Annotated in this window: 13 protein-coding genes and 1 pseudogene; 1 reads left to right on the top strand and 13 read right to left on the bottom strand. The window is 42.1% G+C overall.

Annotated features, from left to right (window positions below):
- Positions 1 to 113 precede the first annotated feature (113 nt).
- From KFT32_RS20480 to KFT32_RS20430, 11 genes are all read right to left on the bottom strand, one after another.
- Positions 114 to 4,472: an S-layer homology domain-containing protein gene (locus KFT32_RS20480; protein WP_211749342.1), complete on the bottom strand. Its 4,359-nt coding sequence runs from the start codon at positions 4,470 to 4,472 to the stop codon at positions 114 to 116.
- Positions 4,473 to 4,579: 107 nt separating this feature from the next.
- Positions 4,580 to 5,644, bottom strand: a complete 1,065-nt coding sequence (locus KFT32_RS20475; protein ID WP_211749341.1) for an Ig-like domain-containing protein — start codon at positions 5,642 to 5,644, stop codon at positions 4,580 to 4,582.
- A 96-nt stretch (positions 5,645 to 5,740) separates the two neighbouring features.
- A complete protein-coding gene (locus KFT32_RS20470) occupies positions 5,741 to 6,562 on the bottom strand; it encodes a PhnE/PtxC family ABC transporter permease (protein WP_211749340.1) in 822 nt (273 codons plus the stop codon).
- 72 nt (positions 6,563 to 6,634) lie between these two features.
- Positions 6,635 to 7,423, bottom strand: a complete 789-nt coding sequence (locus KFT32_RS20465; RefSeq protein WP_211749339.1) for an ABC transporter permease subunit — start codon at positions 7,421 to 7,423, stop codon at positions 6,635 to 6,637.
- Positions 7,410 to 8,225, bottom strand: a complete 816-nt coding sequence (phnC, locus tag KFT32_RS20460; protein ID WP_211749338.1) for a phosphonate ABC transporter ATP-binding protein — start codon at positions 8,223 to 8,225, stop codon at positions 7,410 to 7,412. Before phnC ends, KFT32_RS20465 begins: the two co-directional genes overlap by 14 nt.
- A 114-nt stretch (positions 8,226 to 8,339) precedes the next feature.
- Positions 8,340 to 9,143, bottom strand: coding sequence for an HAD family hydrolase (locus tag KFT32_RS20455; protein WP_211749337.1), 804 nt, complete (start codon positions 9,141 to 9,143; stop codon positions 8,340 to 8,342).
- The gene (locus KFT32_RS20450; RefSeq protein ID WP_349304936.1) at positions 9,143 to 10,216 is read right to left on the bottom strand and encodes a phosphate/phosphite/phosphonate ABC transporter substrate-binding protein; all 1,074 of its coding nucleotides are present in this window, start codon (positions 10,214 to 10,216) and stop codon (positions 9,143 to 9,145) included. The genes KFT32_RS20455 and KFT32_RS20450 overlap by 1 nt, the downstream gene beginning before the upstream one ends.
- 22 nt (positions 10,217 to 10,238) lie before the next feature.
- The gene (locus KFT32_RS20445) at positions 10,239 to 11,024 is read right to left on the bottom strand and encodes a DeoR/GlpR family DNA-binding transcription regulator (RefSeq protein WP_211749336.1); all 786 of its coding nucleotides are present in this window, start codon (positions 11,022 to 11,024) and stop codon (positions 10,239 to 10,241) included.
- A gap of 342 nt (positions 11,025 to 11,366) precedes the next feature.
- Complete coding sequence (locus KFT32_RS20440; RefSeq protein WP_211749335.1) at positions 11,367 to 12,848, bottom strand: glycoside hydrolase family 32 protein; 1,482 nt, start codon at positions 12,846 to 12,848, stop codon at positions 11,367 to 11,369.
- An 11-nt stretch (positions 12,849 to 12,859) separates the two neighbouring features.
- Complete coding sequence (locus KFT32_RS20435; protein ID WP_211749334.1) at positions 12,860 to 14,104, bottom strand: MFS transporter; 1,245 nt, start codon at positions 14,102 to 14,104, stop codon at positions 12,860 to 12,862.
- 201 nt (positions 14,105 to 14,305) lie between these two features.
- Positions 14,306 to 15,289: a LacI family DNA-binding transcriptional regulator gene (locus tag KFT32_RS20430; protein WP_211749333.1), complete on the bottom strand. Its 984-nt coding sequence runs from the start codon at positions 15,287 to 15,289 to the stop codon at positions 14,306 to 14,308.
- A 276-nt stretch (positions 15,290 to 15,565) separates the two neighbouring features.
- On the opposite strand from KFT32_RS20430, the pseudogene KFT32_RS20425 reads away from it, so the two are divergent.
- Positions 15,566 to 16,162 (top strand): annotated as a pseudogene (locus tag KFT32_RS20425) (beta-propeller fold lactonase family protein); the annotation flags it as partial.
- 151 nt (positions 16,163 to 16,313) lie between these two features.
- On the opposite strand, the gene ppsA reads toward KFT32_RS20425, so the two are convergent.
- Entirely contained in the window at positions 16,314 to 18,926 is a 2,613-nt protein-coding gene (gene ppsA, locus KFT32_RS20420) for a phosphoenolpyruvate synthase (RefSeq protein WP_211749332.1), read from the bottom strand.
- Positions 18,927 to 19,332: 406 nt separating this feature from the next.
- On the bottom strand, positions 19,333 to 21,666 hold the full coding sequence (gene helD, locus KFT32_RS20415; RefSeq protein WP_349304935.1) for an RNA polymerase recycling motor HelD: 2,334 nt from the start codon (positions 21,664 to 21,666) through the stop codon (positions 19,333 to 19,335).
- Positions 21,667 to 22,038 lie beyond the last annotated feature (372 nt).

Raw genomic sequence — 22,038 nt, 5'->3', positions numbered from 1 at the left:
AAAAAAACAAAAGGCATAAGTCCGGTAATATACCGAACTCATGCCCAACAAGTTACCTAATGATGTAACCTGTCTAACTTTAAGGAGACACTTCGCTTCCCCATCAGAGAGGATTAGTTCAAGCTGTTTAAGATTGTTTTAATTTGCGGATTAAGCTTCAATGCATTCGCAATGATCGTCAAAGCTTCAGCACGTGTGGAGGTTCCTTTCGGATCAAATCCCCCATTTGGCATGCCGTTGATAATGCCAGCTTGTGCAGCATCTTTAATACTATTCACTGCAAAAGGGCTTGCGTTTGACATATCCGTGAAATCACCTTTTGAACCATCTTTGTCAACATCAGTCAAGTTGACAATACGGGACAGAATGATGACCATTTCTTCACGGCTGATCGTTTTGTTCGGTTTGAAAGTTCCATCTCCGTATCCGTTAATAATACCTACTCTTGCAAGATTATGAATCTCGGTTTTAGCCCAGTGACTGTTAATATAGCTCAGTTCAGCAGCATCTTTAGCGTCGCCGCCGTTGATATCGAATACACGGGCGATGATAGCTGCGAACTCAGCTCGTGTAGTTTGACCGTTTGGACGGTACGTGCCATCCTCAAACCCAACGATCATTTGCAACTTCACAAACGTAGTAAAAGTCGTTTTAGCCCAGTGTCCTTTCAAGTCTGCCAGGTCAATCTTAACATTAGACTTCTTGGCTTCCTCTACCTTGGACCTAATCGCCTCAATTAAGTGTACTTCATTAATTATATTGCTGTTGAATACATTATCGGTAGGTACCGGTGTAGGTACTGGGTCAGGTGTAGTTGTAGTCGGTGGCTCAGGTGTAGGTGTAGGCTCAGGCGTTGGTTCAGGTGCCGGTGACGTATTACTCTGAGTGACTTCAATTACCTGAGTACTCCATTCACTCGTTCCTGCCGAATTTTTAGCTCTCACCTTATAGGTATGGCTTGTGTTTGCTGCAAGACTTTTGTGTGTGAATGGATTTACAACATCTGTATGAATCTCCCCATCTACCATCAAGTCATAACCTGTTGCATCAGCTGAATTGTTCCACGTAACATTGATTTGTGACCTACTTGCTGTTGTTGCTTTCAAACCTGTAGGTACAGCAGGAATTTTGCCCACTTGACCGCCGTCCTCGGACACGGTTACCTCATGGGAGGCACCAGCTACCGGCAGCTCTTTCCCTTGTTCGTTGGCAATGACAACATTATCGATCAATACTATCGTCTTAGCTGAAGCTTGCGTTGCAGCTTTGGCAATAAATTTGAATGCAAGCAAATCGCCTTGGGCAGGCACGTTCGAACCCACAGTGGCTGTCATAATCCGAATTTGTCCCGGGGCTGTCTCCTTTTGTTCGATAACCTCAAATCCGTCCTTCAGTGATGTGATCGATTCAAGTTGCAAAATCGCTGGATCATAGTGAAGCGTCAAATCTTGTGCATACACCGACTGGTACACGCTTTGTGTGACGTTGTTCAGTCCCATCGTTACATCGAACGTTTCGCCAGTGCTCACCTGATCTGGTCCGGTAATAACCGTGTGTGGCTTTTCAGAAATTCCCGGCTCCAAAAATACGTTGATCTCTGCAGCAGATGCCCAGCCATTTGCACCTTCCGCTGCTTCAAGCTTGATAAATGAAGCATCGATTGGATCAAAATTCGCTACTTTTTCTGCATTGTCCTTTGCCCAATCTCCACTTGCAACCTTGGTAAAGGTCTCTCCATCCGTACTCACATAGATATGATAAGCGGTTATAATCCCATTAACGGCTGATGACCTCGGTAAATAGGTCAACTTGTTAATGTTGTAAGTTCCTCCAAGGTTTAATGTGATTGATTGAGGAAGCACATCAGATTTATCCCACTTTGTATGCCAAAATGTTTGTGAGTTTCCGTCAATCGCCAAAGATGCAGAATTGTCTTCACCAACCGTTTCCTCACTTGTAGCTGTTGCCGTCATTTGCGACTGAGGGACTTTTTCAACAGTTACGTTCATGCTTGTTGTCAAAGGTACGTTATTCGGATTTGCAACTCCATCTGGCAAAGTTACCGTTCCATTCACAGTAAAAGTCTGTACAGCCATTAAAGCAGGATCATATTTCGATGACTCTACATCCCATGTTACTTTTGCTTCGCCATCTCCACCATCGGTAACTAATTTTACCATTTTCGGTAAACCTAGAGCATCTGCTGTCTTCTCCACTCCAACGGCTACTCCAGTTTTGTTCACAGGTGCAGTGATGCTCTCTAAATTTACACCTTGAGGTGCAATGTCAAAGTCCTGCACCGAGCGGTTATACATGGAATCCGCTGCGAATACTCGGAGTGTATATGGAGTAATCGGCGACAAACCTGTCAGCTTGTATTCCCTATATTCATCAAATGGCTTGTCTAGCGGCAGCGAAAGACTATTAAATGATTTGTCCACTTCTCCTGTAAGCTTGTTGATCAACTGAATATTGTATTCCAACACACGTACATTGTCACTTGCTTGCTTCATTGTAAAAGTAAGTTCGTTGTTTTCAAAGGATTTAACCTTAAGTTCCTCATCAAATTGCGGAGCAATGAGCTCTCTTGTATCGCTTTTGCTATACGTAAAGGCATCTTTGCCTTCGCCAACGTTGACTACTGAAGGTACACCTACAAATTCTTCTGTGGCTAAATTATAATGTTTGATGATAACTTTTGTACCATAAACCTCAATTAAATTTGAGATACGAGGAGTAGTATTGTATTTGATATAGTCCCCTTCAATGTATCCACCGTAAGGACCGGCATCAATATAACTAGAATAATTCGTCGAACCAGCATCGAAGTACGAAGCCGCACCCTGATAGAGAGAACGTTCGTCGGTCGGATCGTAATGTGTATGACCTGACACATATACCACCTGTGACAAATTATTGTCAGCAATATATTTACCTACATTATTACTTCCAGCGGTGCTCCATCCCGATCCCCAATTGGTTCCGCTTATAGGGAAGTGAGAAGATACAAATATCGGTTTTGTTGGATCGTAATCCGGTTCTTTAGTAATTTGATCAAGGAAATTTTTAGCTTTGCCTGACGTGTTATTATTGTCATAGTTTCCGTCAAAAACAACAAGATTATATCCTTTTACCTTGACCCGATAAGCATCGTTAAAGAAATTATTATCATATGATTGCGTTGATTCGTTCCATGCGCCAGCTGAACCAACAGGAATTAATTTTTCGGCGCCGCCCATATCATGGTTCCCTCTTACCAAATACAGCGCGATATTATCAAATAAGCCTTCATCTTTCAGTTTGTTGTAGACATTTGTCAGTTCATTCATCCACAGATATTCGATCGCATTGTTACCGCCAGTAACGTCACCAGGAATCAACATAATGTCGGCTTGCGAGAATACTTTCAAGCTTTTTCTAAAATCATCTTCCACCCGCGCAATTGCAGCTGGATTACCACTGATCTCCGTATCACTGTTCACAATCATATTTAAATCTGCTGGAGTAACTGTTTTATCGCTTTTTTGATAGATAAAAATGGCATTGGTTAGTTCACGTTCGTAATAACTGATGGTTTCCTGAGTAAATAATTTTTCTTTTTGCGTTGTTGCAACCGTATTCGCGGTCGTAAACACCTTTTTCAAATAATCAAAATCGGTTTTACTATAGCCGTTGCCAAGTCCTCCTGCTATGATTGCATTGGCTTCTGCTACCGTCTTGTGAAGTGCTGTCAAATCCACTTTATTTTCAGAGTAACTATTATAATTCGCTTGAACGATATCGCTGCTAAGCGCACTTTTCCAAATTTTCAACTCCGAGATAGCGAATGCATTCCCGCCAAGGTTGCCCAATCCGTCGGAACCAATATTTAATGGGTTCGCTGTATCTAGCGATCCAAGCTTCAGCGTCGTTTCAGCCATTGCGTAACCATCAATATACATCGAGGCAAGCAATTTTTCTCGGTCAACCACATAAGTAACATAACGCCAATCAGAAGCATCAAATGTGTTGCGTCCCAAAGAAATGTTCTTTTCTTTGGAGGTTGGGAATCCAAAATTCATATGAATCGAATTAGCTGAAGTGTAGATCGCCCAGCCTGAATTAGAGCCGTTACTGAAATCTTTGTTGGATAAGATGACCTGATTCTTGTTCGTGTCGCCTTTATACCAGAAGGATACAGTAAAATTCTCTTCACCAAAATTCAAACTTTCCGACGTGCTGACATAATTGCCGTTCCCGCCTTGTAAATGTAGCGCTTTGGTTCCTGGTAATACACCGTCTACATAACTATAATTCCCATGTGCTATCAAATCCTTTTGATTTGTATCGTCCTTCAAATTATTATCGAATGTAATCGATGTAATAAGATTGTTGGCATTCGCGCTAGTAGTATTGATTTCTGCGTATGCACTGTTGGATAGCATAGCGAATAGCATCGTTACTATGAGCGAAACAGATAAAATTCTGTTCATTACAGAAAAACCTCCATATATTCAAGTTAGAACTATCAAAAAAAGTCCGAATATACCATCGACTGTAACGCAGCTGTAGATACGATATACAGCAGTATTACCCATTTTCATTGCAGAATCGCTTTGGCTACCATTTCAAGGTCTAGCGTATCAACCTTACCGTCATGATTCACATCCGCGTTTTCAATCCAGTTCTCTTGACCTTGTTGTTTACCGCTTCCCCCTGCAACAATAGCTAAGTCTCCAATAGAGATTCTTCCATCTCCATTGACATCTGCGGTGATTCTCTTCTTGTCAAACTCTTGAATGGCCCTTCTCAATTCAGTTTTCGCGATATCTATCTGCTCCTTTGTAGCATTTGAATCGTTTGCTATCCCATTCGCTGCTTCGATTGCTAATTGCAATCGAGCTTTGGATCCAGGCGTATATAGCCCGTCCTCATTTCCTTCCACTGCTGCATCGTATTTGGCCTGAGCGCTTTCGATTAGGCTCTGTAACATCAGTTCTGGCTCTACTGTCACATCAGCGGAAGACGTAAAATTTCCATCTGAAGTCATGACCGTCACTGTTGCCTTTCCAGCACTGTTGCCGATCAGTGAAGCGGAAGCGCTGTCACCAGTTGAGGTTACAGATACTACAGCAGGATCGCTGCTTGTCCACGAAACCTGGGTATCATTTGCATTAGCCGGCGTAACCATAGCCGTTAATATTCTGGTTTCACCTTCAGACAAGATGATGTCCTGTTGATCAAGCGTCACCCCGTTAACAGGAACGCGTTCAACGACTTCGAATGTCTTACGATCCACGATCTCATACCCGTCATCGAGCATGAAAAGCGCATCATAAGTGCCAGGCGCCAGCCCATTGCTGAGACTAGATTCCCCGTCTCCCGACTTTAAATAAACCCATCTCAGCGATACACCCGCTCCTGGAGGAACGTCTCCGGTTTTGTAGATGCCGACCCAATCCGTCCCATTTGCACCAGCACCTGTGTAAGATAACGTAATAGATTCGCCCTTGAAATACTGGAGTTTGTCCAATGTTAACGTCTGGCCTGCAGCTGCATCAGCAACAGGTACAAAAGATGTTGCAGTCAAGCTGAAAACCAACATGATAACAAAAGTAAAATAACCGATAAAACAAAGCGATTTCCGGTTTCTTTTTTGGTTCATTTGCCAAATCTCCTTTCATATTGAAAATAAAGGATTACTCCGCTCTTTTCGAAATGATAAGCATTGCTCAATCTGCGATTTTCACGTGTTAAATCTCTATATTTGCTTGAATTTCATGTCGCCGATCTTTAAATACTTCTTGAGTTTGGTAGACACTAGTTCTACAGAAATAGCGAAAAACAAAATAAAATACGTAAGTGTTCCCATCTCACGAATATCGAAGTAAAGTGAACTTGCCATATACATATCGTAGCCAATTCCACCTGCGCCTGCAGCGGCGCCCATTGCTAATGCGTTAGAGAAGTTAATCTCTAGACGAAGAAATGTCCATGACAGGATATACGTCAATGAGGACGGAAGAACCGCTTGGAATACAATTTGTAGTCGGCTCGCGCCAGTTCCCTTCAACGCTTCAAGCATACCTGGGTCTAGCTCCTCAAATGACTCGGCATACGCCTTCGTCAAGTAACTAACGGTATGAAAGGTCATGCCGATAACGGCTGCTACGCTACCAAGACCGGATGACACGGCAAAGATCAGCACCCACAAGATCGTTGGTACAGCTCGAATGACAGCCATAATCGCTTTGACCGCTTGAGATACAGTGCCGCCCGTAATATTGCGAGCAGCGAGCAAACCCGTTCCAAGCGCAATAACCGCTCCGATCAAAGTCGTAATAACACCCAATCCAACGGTTATAAGAGCTGAATAAGCTGCATTTATGAAAGTAAGATGCTTGAAATGTGACTCGCCGAACATGCTGCCAAAGTTGCTAACCGTTTTCTGAACGCCCTCTACGAAAGAAACATTCTTACTATCCATGCTCATGAGTGTATAGATCGTAAGAACAGCAATAATAAGTAGGGTTGATTTCATAATAAATCCAGAGAAATCGAACGGCTTCTTCTTAAGCGGCATTGGCTTGCCGCTTGTATCGTTCCCTAGCACTCCTTTATTAACTGGCTGAAGATGAATGGTAAACCCACCTTTCTATTTGATCAATTTGCGAATCGCGTTCGATGCTAGTTCAATGGTGACGATGGCAATAATGATCAAGATGACGACAAGACTAGCAGAATTATAGTTAAGACTCTTATAATACAGGTCAAATGAAAAACCGATGCCTGTCCCTGTCAAAAGACCGACTAAGGTAGCGCTGCGGATATTTGTTTCAACCATATAGAGCAGCCAGCTCATCATCTGAGGGGCAGTCGAAGGAATAACCGAACGACACACAACAGAGAGATAACCTGATCCCGACGCTTTCAACGCTTCTACTGAGCTTGCGCTTACCTCATCAATTGTTTCCATAAATGCGCGAGTAAGAAAGCCAAAGCTTGCGAAGAACAAAGCCAGAAAACCCGTCATACCGCTTTGTCCGAAGGAAAATAGGAGCACCATCGACCATACGGACACATCAATATTCCGAAACAAGGTCGCAATGAGGCGACATGCTGCACTAAAAAATCCATTCACTCTTGTTGTCGCTGAGCCCAATACTGCAAATACGATAGCTACCATAGCGCCTACTGCAGCAGCAGCGGTAGAAAGAAGTATCGTATCCCAAAGTCTAGGCAAAATTTGCGGAAGTCTCTCCAGCGACTTGGCATCGGGATAAAAGTTCTGAAAGGCCCATCCCACCGCTTGTGGAAAAGCGCTTAATCCTTGTAAAGGATCAAACTTTGTCAATATAGACGCAATCCAGCTAATCGTTAGCAGGAGGCCGATCAGGAGCAGCAGACTGATTCGTTTTCTTGCGATATATCTATCCAAATTCATAGGACGTTGTTGTCTCCCCCCTGCGATGCTCAGACAAATCCATAATTAATTCACCGGCCTCTGAACCATAAATATGATGAATGCGATCTTGTGTAAGCTGCTCCGGTGCACCATTAAAGACGATTTTGCCTCTGTTCACGCCAATAATAGAATCTGAATAGTTCAATGCAACATCTACCTGATGCAGATTAACCAAAACCGAAATCCCCATCTTCGTTGTGATGGACCGCAAATGATCCATAATTACTTTGGATGCATTAGGATCAAGCGAGGCTATCGGCTCATCACACAACAGCAACTTGGGATTTTGTACTAGCGCCCTAGCAATGCCTACTCGCTGCTTTTGTCCTCCACTTAGCTGGTCACAGCGCTTGAACATAAACTCACCTAACCCTAGCGCATGAAGAATCTCCTGTGCCTCTCGTTTCTCCGCTTCGGTGTAGATGCCTAATGCGCCTGTTAACGGATTTTTGTATCCTAATCTACCATGCAATACGTTTTCTATAACGCTTAATCGCTCTACCAAATTAAAGTGTTGGAACACCATACCTATACCTGTTCGCATCTGGCGCAATTCTTTGCGTTTCAGTGACGTCGTCTCTTTACCTTGGAACTGAATACTACCTTCACTTGGTTCAATCATGCGATTAATGCAGCGAAGCATCGTCGATTTCCCAGCACCTGAAGGTCCGATAATGGAGACAAAAGCTCCGCTTTTAACCGAAAAGCTAACATCTTTCAAGGCCCAGCTATCCCGCCCATACTGTTTGGATACTTTATCCAAAGTTAATAAAGTTGTCATAAAGGCTCCTTTTTTCTTTGTTAGCTGCAGAATGTCATACACGTGTGAAATCGCAACGAATAAAATGGCAGCTTCATCTTGTTTGTAAGAAAGGGCTATTCAAGAAATAACTAATCACTTCATTTTTAATCCAGCTAATAACTGAATATATGAAGTAATAAGAACGTCTGCGTTGCGGTAAGGCATTAGATTTCTCCCTATCCTTGTTTCTGCTTTGTCTTCCGGAAATATCGCTACTGTGATAGCAACTCCTGCCGCCTTGCCCATTTGCATATCAGAATCGGTGTCCCCTATGACTGCAACTTCTGAAGGTAATATGCCTAGTCGTTCGCAAGCCAGATAAATCATATCAGGGCTTGGCTTGCCTTGCCGTACCTGATCGGTACCTACAATGGTCTCAAAATAATTACTGAGCCCAAGCCACTCCAGATGCTTAACCGCATCATCCGTCTCATCAGCGGTAACTACTGCTAACAACACTCCCTGTTTGCGACACTGCGCTAATACATCCATAATATTTGCGCGTGCTTGCACGGGACGAGATCGCTCAATTCCTTGATAGGCTTCTTTCATGCTCTCGTAAGCAATGACATGTGCTTCAGCGTTACCAATTCCTGCTTGCTCGCTATAATGAATGATCACACTCTGCATGTCCGCCATAGTCCCTGTAGATAACAATCCTTCAGTATCATAATCCACGATTTTCCCTTGCTCATCGCAAATAACTCCAAAAATGGAAGGGAGAGAAGCCAATGAAGGATGCACCGGAATCCGCTCTTCTATTCTCTTATTCACTTGATGTATGAGTATCTCGCACCAGCTACCCCATAGAGAAATAAAGTTCAGCAGGGTACCATCTTTATCGAACAAGATTCCTTTGACTTTAGCGTGATGTCCATCTATCAGCTGAATCGCCATTATTTGGACAGCTCTCGAATTGGATTAAACCAAGGATCTTCTACTGGAACGAAGTGAGTATCACCTGTTTTCCAAAACAAACCGGAAGATTCGGAATCTTCTGGAAGGAAGATACGTTCATTCATTGTTGTTTCTTCAGCTGTCATCGCTTTTACGATGGCGTTAAAATCTTCCTCACTCATTTGATCAAGATTTGCAACAAATGGCCCATTCAATACTGGCGTTACAGAAATGAGGCGGAATGACTTGTCAGCAAGCTGGTCGAACGGCTGCTCAGCATTATTTTTCACTGTGTACACCGCACCAGGACGGTTTGCTTCACCTTCTTTAAGATCCACGTAGTTGCTTACGCAAGTGTCACAAAATGCTGCAATATCTGCTTTATCCGTCAATAAATTAACAGCTGATCCTTGGTGAGAGCCGCCATACAATACTTCACTGAAGAATTGATTCTTTCCGCCTTCCATCAAATCTTCTGCAGTAAGAGCTTTGTAAGTGTCTTGTTTAGAGAATGTAGCGACAATTTCATTGGAAGGCACTTTAAACCCCGAAGTAGAACTATTGGATACAAAAGAGAAGCGTTTACCCTGAATATTAGCGATAGAATAGGAATCCCCGTCCTTGTATTGATCCGTGTCTTTTTCGTTAACCGCTAGCCATCCGTAGTATACGGCATCATCCAGTGTACCGGACTCACCTGAATTCACAACAAGTGGTTGCAAGTTCGCATTTTTGTTCTTCGCTTCCACGTACGCTGTGGCACCCATGTATGCAAGATCTGCGCTTCCGTTAGCGAGTGCTTCGATAGCAATGATATAATCGGTCGTGGTGAAATGCTCCACCTTCTTGCCGGTCGCTTTCTCAATAACTTCGCCGATTGCGTCACGTGTATCCTTCAGATCCCCGCTGGATTCATTCGGTAGCCAAGCAATCGTTAATGTGTCCTTCTCTTCTTTGGAACCCCCCTTATTTGCGCTTGCTAATGAGTTGTTACCTTCATTTCCTGTGTTTGAAGAACAAGCTGTCATAATGACTAACAGTACAATTGTCATCATCAATGTAAATTTTTTCACGACTATCACCTTAGCTTTCTTGTTATTGAGCATGAATCCAGCTCACATTTTTTTGTTTCAGTGTAGCAGTCCATTGTAAGGGAACTTCTACATCCGTCACAATGATATCAATGTCTTTCATATCAATAATTTGATAGGGATGAATGCCACCAAACTTGGTGTGATCGGTCATAGCGACGGTTAACTGAGCTTGATTCACTATTTTTCGTATCAGATATCCTCGTTCCAGATCAAAGCCAGTAATGCCTCTATCAAGCCTTAGGCCGTCAACAGAGATAAACGCTTTGTCAACGCTGAAATTCTCCGCTATACTCTCAGCCATACCGCCTGTTACGCGCGAAAATTTGGACAAGACTCTGCCGCCAAGGAAATAGATTTGACCAGTGAATAAGCCCTCATTTTGCATCTCAACTAATAAATGAAGCACTTGGAAGGAGAACACGACAATCGTGACATTCTGCTTATTCTGTAAGTAATGAATAACTTGCATTGTAGTGCTACCATCGTCGATAAAGAGTACATCATTATCTTCCACGAGCTCAGCGGCAGCCCTCCCTATTCGTTTCTTCTCCTCGACTCTGACTACTTGCCGATTCAGGTAAGTAGGTTCTTCGCGAGTAAGCTCTATTTTGACAGCACCCCCATAAATGCGACGAAGCTTCTTTTCTGCCTCCAAATCTTCCAAATATCGACGTATCATCTCGCCGGATACTTGCAGCTTTTCAGCTAAATCAGTGGACCGTACCTTACCTTCCAAATTCAAAATGTCGAGAATAATCTTTTTGCGTTCCTCGCCTACTAAAGACATATCAGCACCTCTTTTGCACTCTATTTCTAAAAGAAACGTAAGTAGAAACCACCTCCGTACCTATGTACCATTCTGTTCTTACTTTGTTGTTCATCAATCTATCAAAAACATAATTACACTCCTCATTATGAAGTTGAATTATTTACTTAAAATCAAATACAAAGGATGTTATTGTAAATTTTTGCATTTCATTTTGTTTTGTTGGAAGTTATTTAGACACTCATACAAATTGAGTATGAAGATGATTTTTTCTCAATTACATGGAAAACTCTTGATCCCTTACAACAAAAAAAGACCGCTTCCGAGTCAATGTAATGGCTCAGAAAGCAGTCTGTTTCATCGTTATTCAGCTTGCCAAATATCTTTCAACTTCCAATAAGTCAATCCTTTTACTTGTGCCTCTCCGCCCTCAGTTACGAGTTCAATGCCTAACAGCTTCTCACTCGGATAAATGCGGCTGGTCATCGTAGTTTGCCCTTCATTCGCAAACATTTCAATTGATGAACGATCCAGATATACATGCAATGTCAGCTGTCCCTCAGCACTTAAGGCTGTACGGCGAATGCCATCTGTCTTCTTGCCTGATTTGGAGCAATCAAGCATAAGCTTCTGCTCCGGGATTGAATAAGTGATAACCGTTTCCTCATGGTTCGTACCGCGAAGCTTCAATCCTACGAGGTCCGCACTTGTCTTCGTCAGATCAAACACGACCTTCACTTCAAGCAGATCCGCTTCAACTTCTGTCATGGAACTTCCAGAAATCGCGTGATCTTGATACACAACATGTTCACTTTGACGAAGCAGATTCATTTCTTCTACCGGATTCATCAGCACCTTGTCATTCTCAGTGAGTGTAAGCACACGAGGAATCGTCAGTGCACCGCACCAGCCGTCTGCTTTTGTCGGCATATCTGATTCCCACATATCCATCCAGCCAATCGCAATACGGCGACCTTGATCATCTAAGAAAGTTTGAACCGCATAGAAGTCATGACCGTTATCAAGCTCATCGAACTCTCCATGCTTGTATTCATTATTGTCATAATCATATTTCCCAACGTAGTACCCGGTCTGGAATAAGTTATTGTACTTCTCTCCCTGCGCATCAATGCCTTGAGGAGAGAACATAAATACATGCTTGCCGCCAAGTTCAAAGAAATCTGGGCACTCCCACATGAAGCCCATATCCTTATTTCCCTGCAAAAGCACACCATGATAGGTCCAAGTTCTAAGATCAGGAGATGTATACAAAATAACACGCGGTACATCTTCTTTCGTACTGTTACCTAGGATCATGTACCATGTATCCTCATGCTTCCATACCTTCGGATCACGGAAATGCTGGGAGCTATCGGCAGGAGGCTCAGCAATCACGGGATTCTGTTGTATTTTTGTAAAATGAATGCCATCTGTACTTACTGCCACATTTTGATTTTGGAAAAAGATATTGTTTGGTTGATCAATGTAGTGATGTCCAGTATAGATCAATGTCAATTCACCGTTATTATCCACTGCGCTGCCTGAGAAGCAGCCATCCAGGTCACACGCATCTCCAGGAGCTAATGCAATCGGACAATGTTCCCAATGCACCAGATCTTTACTTTTTACATGCCCCCAGTGCATTGGTCCCCAGTTCTCATCATACGGATGATGTTGATAGAAAGCGTGATATTCGCCTTTATATTGAATTAATCCATTAGGATCGTTTATCCAGTTTGCAGGTGCCATGATATGAAAACCTAAGCGATAACGCTTGTTCATTTTTCCTTCTGCCTGTTTCAAAGCTTCCTCAGCTTGCTTCGTATTGTTGTTATATGTGTTCATATGTCTTCCTCCTATGCTGTTTCCATATGTGAATGAAGTTGAGAATCCAGCTTATTAGTATTTTTCGGATCTTTCTTTAAGGTAAAGATGGAGATGGTCGTAAAGACGAATACGAATATACCCATAATCAAGTATGTATTCGCAAAGCCTCTGACATCATAAAGTGCACCGGCGATTGGCGAGAAGATCGAAGCTCCTACCTGACTCGTAAACTGGTAACCTACCAGATATAAGATCGATGACAGACGCGTGTCGAAATTAGCAGCCAAGTATTTGAATACGGAGATCAGCATGATTGGCAGTTCCAAAGCGTGAATCAATTTCATCGCGGAGATACCGAAAGGTTCGACAACTAAGCCGGAGCCCATGATTCGGAATGCCATTAAGAACCCTGCCAGAATCAGACCCTTTTTAGCTCCAATTTTGTTGACGATAAACGGTGCTAAGAACATCATGCCTGCTTCCAAGAACACTTGGAAGGAATTTAAGTAACCGTACACTTGATTGCCTAATGCAATGCTCGAGAATGCTGATGAAAAGTAAATCGGGAACTGCTGGTCATATACATTATAGATACACGTAACACCAAGCACATATAAAATGAAGAACCAAAAATGCTTATCTGCAAACAAATTACCGACTTGCTTAAAGTTAATAGATTCAGCCCGTTCCATCTCGGATTCTGTCATCTCAACTTTGATCGTCATCATAATAATAAACAGAATGACTGCAGATACAGATGCAATCCAGAAGTTAATATTAGGGTTGATATTAAAGAACTGACCGGCAAAAAATGTTGCTGCCGCCCAACCTAGCGAGCCCCACATACGAGATTTACCATATTCAAAGTCATATTTGCGGCTGATTTTCTCGACATAAGATTCGATAGCTCCGATCCCTGCCAAGAAAGAAACACCCAAGTATAATCCACCTACAATGGCGCCAAGAAAAACATTGTATTGAAGCAAAGGTCCGTAGATAAAGATATAGAAAGGACCAACGACTAAGAGCAATCCACTGATTAAAAATAGGATATGCTTCTTAAGTCCAATCTTATCGGAGATATAGCCGTAAAGCGGTTGCATACATAATGCAAAAACAGCGTTTACAGTAAAGATAATACCTGTTTCAGCACCATTCAGACTGATCTCTTGCCCCAGCCAGATGGAGAACAATGAATAACTTGCTGACCATGTAAAGAAGAAAAAGAAGAAATAGGCACTTAGTTTCCAATACATGCTCTTTGAATGTCTCATAGTGAACGCTCCTCTAAGTTGAACATTTAATGTGAATGCAAGCACGTTAATGCGCTTACAAAACCGATTATATGTCAACCGCTTTCATATGTCAACCGCTTGACATATTTTTTAAGGAAAAAGGAGCTCTCTCCCTTGTCCCAACTCTCCTAAGGTTAGCTCCGTCTTGTATTCACAGTACTGCTAGGTATGAAAGTTATATTATACTGTACTAGCTTTAATAAGTTTCACAGGCAGATAGGTTTCTCGCGGCACATCACTGAATTCCCCATCAATTTCTTTAATGAGCAGCTCAACGGCAGATTTCGCTATCTCCTGTATCGGCTGCTGAATCGTCGTTAATTCTGGAAGTAAGTTGCGAGTCGTTTCTGTTCCGTCATATCCAATTATACGAATATCTTCAGGAACACGTTTGCCACGTTTTCTTGCTGCAGCAAGAAATGAAGCGGCCACCAAGTCATTACTCGCAAACAATCCATCTACTTCTGGATGCTCATCGAGCAAGCGCCCAATCGGTTCATCATGATTCTGTTGATGGAATGGGTCATTTACTTCATAAGTGATTGCCTCTCGGCCGTGCTGTTCCATCACATCTTCATACGCTTTTCTTCTTAAGCTTGCTGGTGTTTCCAATTCGACAGGTCCATTAATATGTAGAATATGCTTGCAGCCCTTCTCAATAAGCAGCTCAGAAGCCATTTTCCCGCCCATGTAATTATCCGATCCTACAACAGGAATCGTATCCGATAAGAAGCGATCAATCGCAATGACCGCAATATTTTTCTGATCATAATTTACAATACCTCGGTTATGTGTACCTACGATAATGCCGTCAACTTGATTGCGCATAAGCATATCCACATAAGATTCTTCTTTATCCAGTTGATTCAAGCTATTACAAATCAGTAGTTTGTAGCCTAATGATGCACAAATATTCTCAATATGAAAAGTAAGCTCTCCAAAAAACGGGTTGCTTGTTGTTGGAATGATTAATCCAATTAGATTGGTTCGTTTACTAAATAATGACCGAGCTACGTCGTTTGGAAAATAATTCAACTGCTGCATCGCGTCATGAACTCGATCCTTCGTTTCCTGACTAATATAACCCCGGTTATTAAGCACCCGCGAAACCGTCGTCGGCGAAACTCCTGCTAATTGTGCAACATCATTAAGTTTAGGTTTCATTCATTGTTCCCTGCCTTTTCTTCATGCCTTATCTCCAATTATCCTTCCATTTTAACATTGTTAAACGTGAAAGAACATGTTCCAGCCTATATAGAGTCTAATTCACACAAGACCAGAATGAGCATTTTGAATTGACTGTAAATAGGGATTTACTGTGTTTAATCATGTCTCAAAAACTTGCAGCTTCGGTATTGTTCTAGGCTCAGATGAATAGTATGAGACGATAGCAGAATCTAAAGCGGAGCAAAGATCTACTCGAAGGAGAAAAGTCATAAAATGCCGACATCCATTCGAACGAGCATGGTTTACATTATGACCAATATGGAAGAAATGAACGAAGTCATCGCTTTTTACGGGAGATGAATGGAATGCTTACCTTTACGGGTCACTACCCGACATATGGAAAAGGTACAGGTACCAGGAAAGTTTCATCTGTAACAGCAAATGATGGCATTGATCCTCTTGTGTCACAAGGTTCACTGTCTTTATCCCGTGATGGTCGTTTCTTATTTGCAGTTAATGCAGGCAGTCATAGTATCAGTAGTTTCATCATTAACGACAGTGGAGGACTTGTTCTTGCCGATGTGAAGCCATCGGGAGGTGCTCAGCCAAATAGCGTTACTGTATTCGATGATCTTCTGTATGTTTCAAATGTGGGAAACTCCGCTGATAGAATTACATCTAATATTACTGGTTTTCGCATAGAGGATAACGGATGTCTTACCTATATTCCGGGGTCCACCCATTATCCTAGCCTCAGGAATTCTTCTAGTTACGGAAGTAGCTTCTAGTGCGCCGTCATCATATTCAATGAGTGACAACGGAATGCTGAATGTTATCAGCGGCTCCGTACCGAACGGCCAGAAAACTGCACCTTAGTCTGGCTAGTGCGGAACTAAGATTACTTATTTTTACTTCTATAAAGCTGCTTCCTTGACAGGGGTAAGTTCAATATAGCAACTTCTAATAGTCTTTGATGCTGTTCTATATGACAAAGACTATTACTAGACGCATTCAGCCGCCATTACAATTTTTCAATATACCCTTCAGTTCCATGCACACGAATTCTCTGCCCATCTTTTATCAGTTTGGTAGCATTCTCCACACCGACAACTGCTGGTAAACCATATTCACGTGCGATTACTGCTCCATGGGTCATCAGTCCACCAACTTCGGTGACTAGGCCTTTTATGGACACAAACAATGGTGTCCAACTAGGGTCAGTAAAGGTGGTGACCAATATATCTCCATCTTCTAGATCAGCATCTTCCATGTTTAAGATGACGCGTGCTCTGCCCTCTATAACTCCGGAAGAAACAGGTAGACCTACAATTGCTTCGACTGGAAGATTTTCTCGTTTGTACTCACCTGCAATGATTTCACCATCAGACGTAATCACACGAGGTGGTGTTAGTTTTTCATAAATTTTGTACTCGTCTTTTCGTTTGCTGATGATCTGATAATCAAGTTTATTCGTACGCACGACTTCGCGAAGTTCATCAAACGTGAGATCGAATATATCTTCTTTTACACGAATAACGTTAGCTTGTACGAGCTGTTCAGCTTCTTTCAGTAATGCCTGCTTATAAACGAAGTAGCGATTAACCATACCGTATTTAGGATATTCCCGGTAACCTATGAAATTCCGGATGAGATCGATCATTTGTTTCGTTTCTTTCGCTTTTTGTTCACCATCCGGTAATTGCTTCAATCGATCTAATAACTCTTGTTCTTTTTTCAAAGCTTCCTGTCGCCCTTGCTCAAATTTCCGATGGCTCGCATTAGGCTCAAAGTTTTTGATGTTACTGAAAATCAACGAGACAAGTGTAATTGGTTTTTCGCTCCAACGTGTTCTAGTAATATCGATTTCTCCGGCACATCGCATTCCATATTTACTTAGAAAAGAATAGAATGCGTCTTGGGTTTCCTTTCCACCATCGAACTTAACCAGTTCATCCAAAAAGTGATCATCTTTTGCATGTTGTAAATAATCAATAACTTCTGGATAAGGACGGATCACATCCCCGACATCAAGTAGTGCCAGCCCCATTTCCGAAGTAATATTGCCCGGTACAGATTGAGAAAGTGTATCTGCAGCGTTTTTTTCACCCAACCACTTGTTCATTTTTTCATTGATCCAAGCTGAAGCATCCATAGCAGCCATAATCACGCCCAAACTTTGTGGGTCAAATAAGATCTTCTTTAATTGCTGAATATCTTCTAAAATAAAATCCAATAATTCTGATCCTGATTTCGTTTGGATGATTTGTTTTAACTCTTCGATCGAAGCTTCACTACGTTTAATCAAATCAGAAACGATTGTTGGATCGTTTTCCATTTGTGATTGCAAACCTACAGAGGCCATATCTTTACTGCTTCTTTTGGAACTTGGTGCTGTTTTATCATGTGGTAATGATGGTATAAAATTCCGCTCTACGATCGTCATTAGTGCATCCTTGATGAGAGGATCGGATTGTCCCAGGGTATTTAATAAACTCTTTCTACTGATAGGTGAAGCCAGCATAGGTGCAACATCAACAAATAACCTTCCACCAGCTTTACGCATAGGTGCTGGAGTCGTTAATAGGTAGAATGACAATCCCAGTGGTTTCATGGGATCCGTCATCATTTGTTGATGACCGACAGAAACATAGACATGATTCTCTTGATCGTTCGCTTCAGGGATCGGATATAAAGTAGTGATTGGCCTGCTCTGGAGAATATAAAATGTATCTTCGTCCAAACACCATTCGATATCTTGTGGCTGGCCAAAATAGGCTTCGATCTGTCTTCCAATGCGTGCCAGTTGTAAAACTTGTTGTTCCGTAAGTGTTTGCATCTTTTGAATATCTAGATCGATCTGCTTGGTCTCTGTTCCGCCTTCTTTTAGTCCATAGATAGCCAATTTTTTGGTTGCTATTCTCTTTTCGACGATTTTCTCATCCTGAACTTTATAACAATCAGCAGATACCAAGCCAGAGACCAGTGCTTCTCCAAGTCCAAAACTAGCATCGATAGATAGCAACTTTCGGTTTGAAGTAATCGGATCAGCGGTAAATAAAATCCCTGAAACCTGTGGGAATACCATTCTTTGAATGATAACGGATATGTAAACTTGACTGTGGTCAAATCCATTCCGCATACGGTAGATTACCGCACGATCCGTAAACAGAGAAGCCCAACATTTGCTGATATGCTGCAAGATGGCTTCTTTGCCAATGATATTTAAATAGGTGTCTTGTTGACCTGCAAAAGAGGCATAAGGTAAATCTTCAGCAGTCGCACTAGAACGCACTGCATAAGCATTTTCATCACCAAACTGGGAGAGATAACGAGTAACTGCTTCCACAACATCAGAAGGAATGTCTACTTCCAAAATGATTTGTCTGATCTTCTTGCAGATTTCACTAATTTGATCTTGATCTTCTACTTTTAACATGGTTAGTTGACTGAGCAAAGCATGATACGCTTCGTTTTGTGCGATGGCTTTTTGATATGCAACAGTTGTCACACAAAATCCTTCTGGTACTTGTATTCCTTCCATTTTTGATAATTCCCCTACATTTAACCCTTTTCCACCAACGAGCAAAAGCTGTGTATTTTCCACTTCCTGAAAACCGAGAACCAAAGAACTCATTCAATAACACTCCTAACGATTAATTTAAGAAAAAACTTTTGACAAGAGTTTACCGGCATGGTATTATAAAAGAGTAAAGTGCATTAATCATGTCCATTTAACCAATAAAAGTCGTGATCTGATTATATCATCGTGTCTGCTTATATACAATATTAAGAACCTGATAAGACTATCAGGTTCTTTTTTTTGATGTTCTACTATTATTAGTCACATCAATAACCTTGGTTCGAACCGAACTCCGTTACTCCCTAGCGGTCCTACAGCGTATGAGAATCCTAGAGTTGCATCGGTTCATATTGGGTTAACCTGCCCGTTAGTTCAGCCCAGACAAGCAAGTGTCTACCATCTATATTGGTAACCAACGATTGAACCCTTGTCATTCCTCCTAATGGAAAATTAATGATCCTTACACCTTATACAAATCATTCGATACATTCACCATAAATGGATTCAATTCACCGTTAATACAGACATGCAGCTCATGCATCGCTCTTGTACAAGCTGTATAGAACAACTTGCGTTCGCATTCTTTTCCATACGTTTTTTGTGATGCATCATAGATAATGACCGCATCAAATTCAACGCCTTTTGCCAGATAAGACGGAATAATCAGGATCCCGGCCTGAAAGGTGGCCGATTCCTTTTTAATTAGCCTTATATTGATCAAGTCCTTTAATTCCTCATATGCCTCGCTACTCTCGGTAGCTGTTTTGCAGATTACAGCAATCGTCCGGTGACCCGCGGTCTGCAGATCCTGAATACTTTCTATCACCACGGCAACATGTTTCGCCGAATCAGACGTTTGCTTCAGGACCGGCTTAACGCCTTCCCGGTTAAATGGCTCAATAACTTCCCCGCCTTCAATAAGAGCACGGGTAAATTCGATAATTTGCCGCGTCGAGCGGTAACTCTGGGTTAAGGTTACATGGCTAGTATCCATCTTTCCGTATAATAGGGTTAAATTATCTGTGTTTAAGCTGCCTTGATCATGGATGAAAATCCTTTGATTCCAGTCCCCCAGCACCGTCATTTTACTCCGGGGAAATAATCTTTTGATGAATCTGAATTGGAACGTGGAGAAATCCTGTGCCTCATCGATAAAGACATGCCGGATGGTATTGTTCGTCTGGAATCCTTCAATACATTCGGTTAGATACAAATAGGGTGTAGCATCCTCATAAAAGAGCTTCTTTTGATCCAAATTCTCCACCGTCTGGCTGCAAATCTCCACCCAGTGAGGCGGAAGTTCGACATGGTCAATAAAGTGTAAGACGTAGCTTGGATCCGCGAACAGTTGGCGATACAACATCGGAATATCGACGTAACCGAATTGCTTAATTTCTTTTTTTAACGGCTTGAAGTACAAATCCACGATTTTTTCGGCAAGAATCGTTCTTTCGGTTTGAAAATCATCGAACGTATTGCCCGCACTGCGCTCTCGCTTTTGAAGCTCCTTGAAAGCCCAGTTATACTCATCCTTGTCAAGCAGCTCAATTTCTTCTTCAACCCATAATTTAGACATCTCATGGGCAGCCTTGTTCTTCAGCTCCTTTAGGAGCCACTCCGATAGAAGTCCCAAACGGTTGGGTATTCGAAGGCTAGAATCATACCTGTAGAACTGCTCATGAATCCATACAGCGGAAATCAGAACCTCGCCAAGGAACGTAATATCTTTAAATATCATATCTCTGCTTCTCAAGGATGAAACGTACTGCTCGATCCAATCCATGAACTCTCCCGTAGCTTTGAACTGAGTCCCTTCAATCCGCTCGGTATATCCCTCTTTCCCCATCGCTGACAGAATGTACTCCATTTGGTTGAACGGATCTTCAACCTGAATTACCTCTCCCAAGCGATGATCCAAATATTCCTGGAAAGTGGTTTGTTCCATATTTTCTTCACCCAACTCAGGAAGGACGGTAGCGACATAACTATTAAACATCGCATTTGGAGAGAACAGCACGATCTGGTCTGCACGCAGCGTATCTCGAAAACGGTACAGCAGGTAAGCCACCCTCTGCAGAGCGGCTGAAGTTTTACCGCTGCCTGCCGCTCCCTGAACAACAAGCATTTGACTTGTGATGTTTCGAATAATCAAATTTTGTTCCTTTTGAATGGTAGCCACAATGCTTTTCATTTGCGAATTGGACTGCTTGCTGAGAACCTCTTGCAGCAATTCGTCGCCTATGGTCACGCTGGCATCGAACATGCTTTCAATCACGGAATCTCGGATCATGTACTGCCTCTTTAAGGTCATTTCCCCGGTAATGATACCGCTGGGCGTATTGTACTGAGCTGGCCCGGGAGAATAATCATAGTACAGGTTGGACACAGGTGCGCGCCAATCATAGACAAGAAAATTGATACCCTCTTCATCAACCAATGAGGCAATTCCTAAATAAATTTCTTGAATTTGTTTATCATACTCATCATAAAAATCAATTCGTCCGAAATAAGGAGACTGCTTAAGCCGTGACAAGGTTTTTACTTTCTTTTTAGCATGCTGATAAGTTCGCTCGTTCTCGGACAACACCTCGGCCTGCTGCTTCAGGCTCGCATAGGTGCCTGAGTCCTCAAAATTCAAAGACACATCTTCCCAGAAGGTTTTTCGGAATTCCACGATAGCCGTTTTTTTCTCGTCGATGTCTCCCGCAATCCCTTCCAACTGCCTGTCGATCTCAGACAGGACAAGGTTTACCCGTTGTTGTTCATCTTCCCAGCTCTCAAATTTAGTTCTCACCTCAACACTCCCCATCCAGAATGTAGTTCAGTTTCTAAAGCCAATATCAATCACTTGAACTCTGCAGCTTCATGCTGATGATAATTTATATGAGACAGCAATTGACAACGAGATGAGATTGTGATACAGTAAAATTATAAATATGTATTATATTTGTTATTATGTAAAATATTGTTTAGATAATGATTTTAGCATATCAGCATTCACATATCAAACTTTATTTCCCAATGAATTCTACGCTTGTAGAGGACATTGGTTATTTCGGTTCTAAAAAGTATAAGAACAGGGCTAAGGGTCAAAAAATCATATAAAAAAAGCTGGCTTTAGTATAACTAAAAGCCAGCTTTTTTTGCTTCTCCTTATGTTCGTGAT

The organism is Paenibacillus sp. Marseille-Q4541 (assembly GCF_018310695.1).
Classification (GTDB): Bacteria; Bacillota; Bacilli; order Paenibacillales; family Paenibacillaceae; genus Paenibacillus.
Note: the sequence above shows the minus strand (reverse complement) of the source record. Positions and strands in the feature narration are given on the sequence as shown.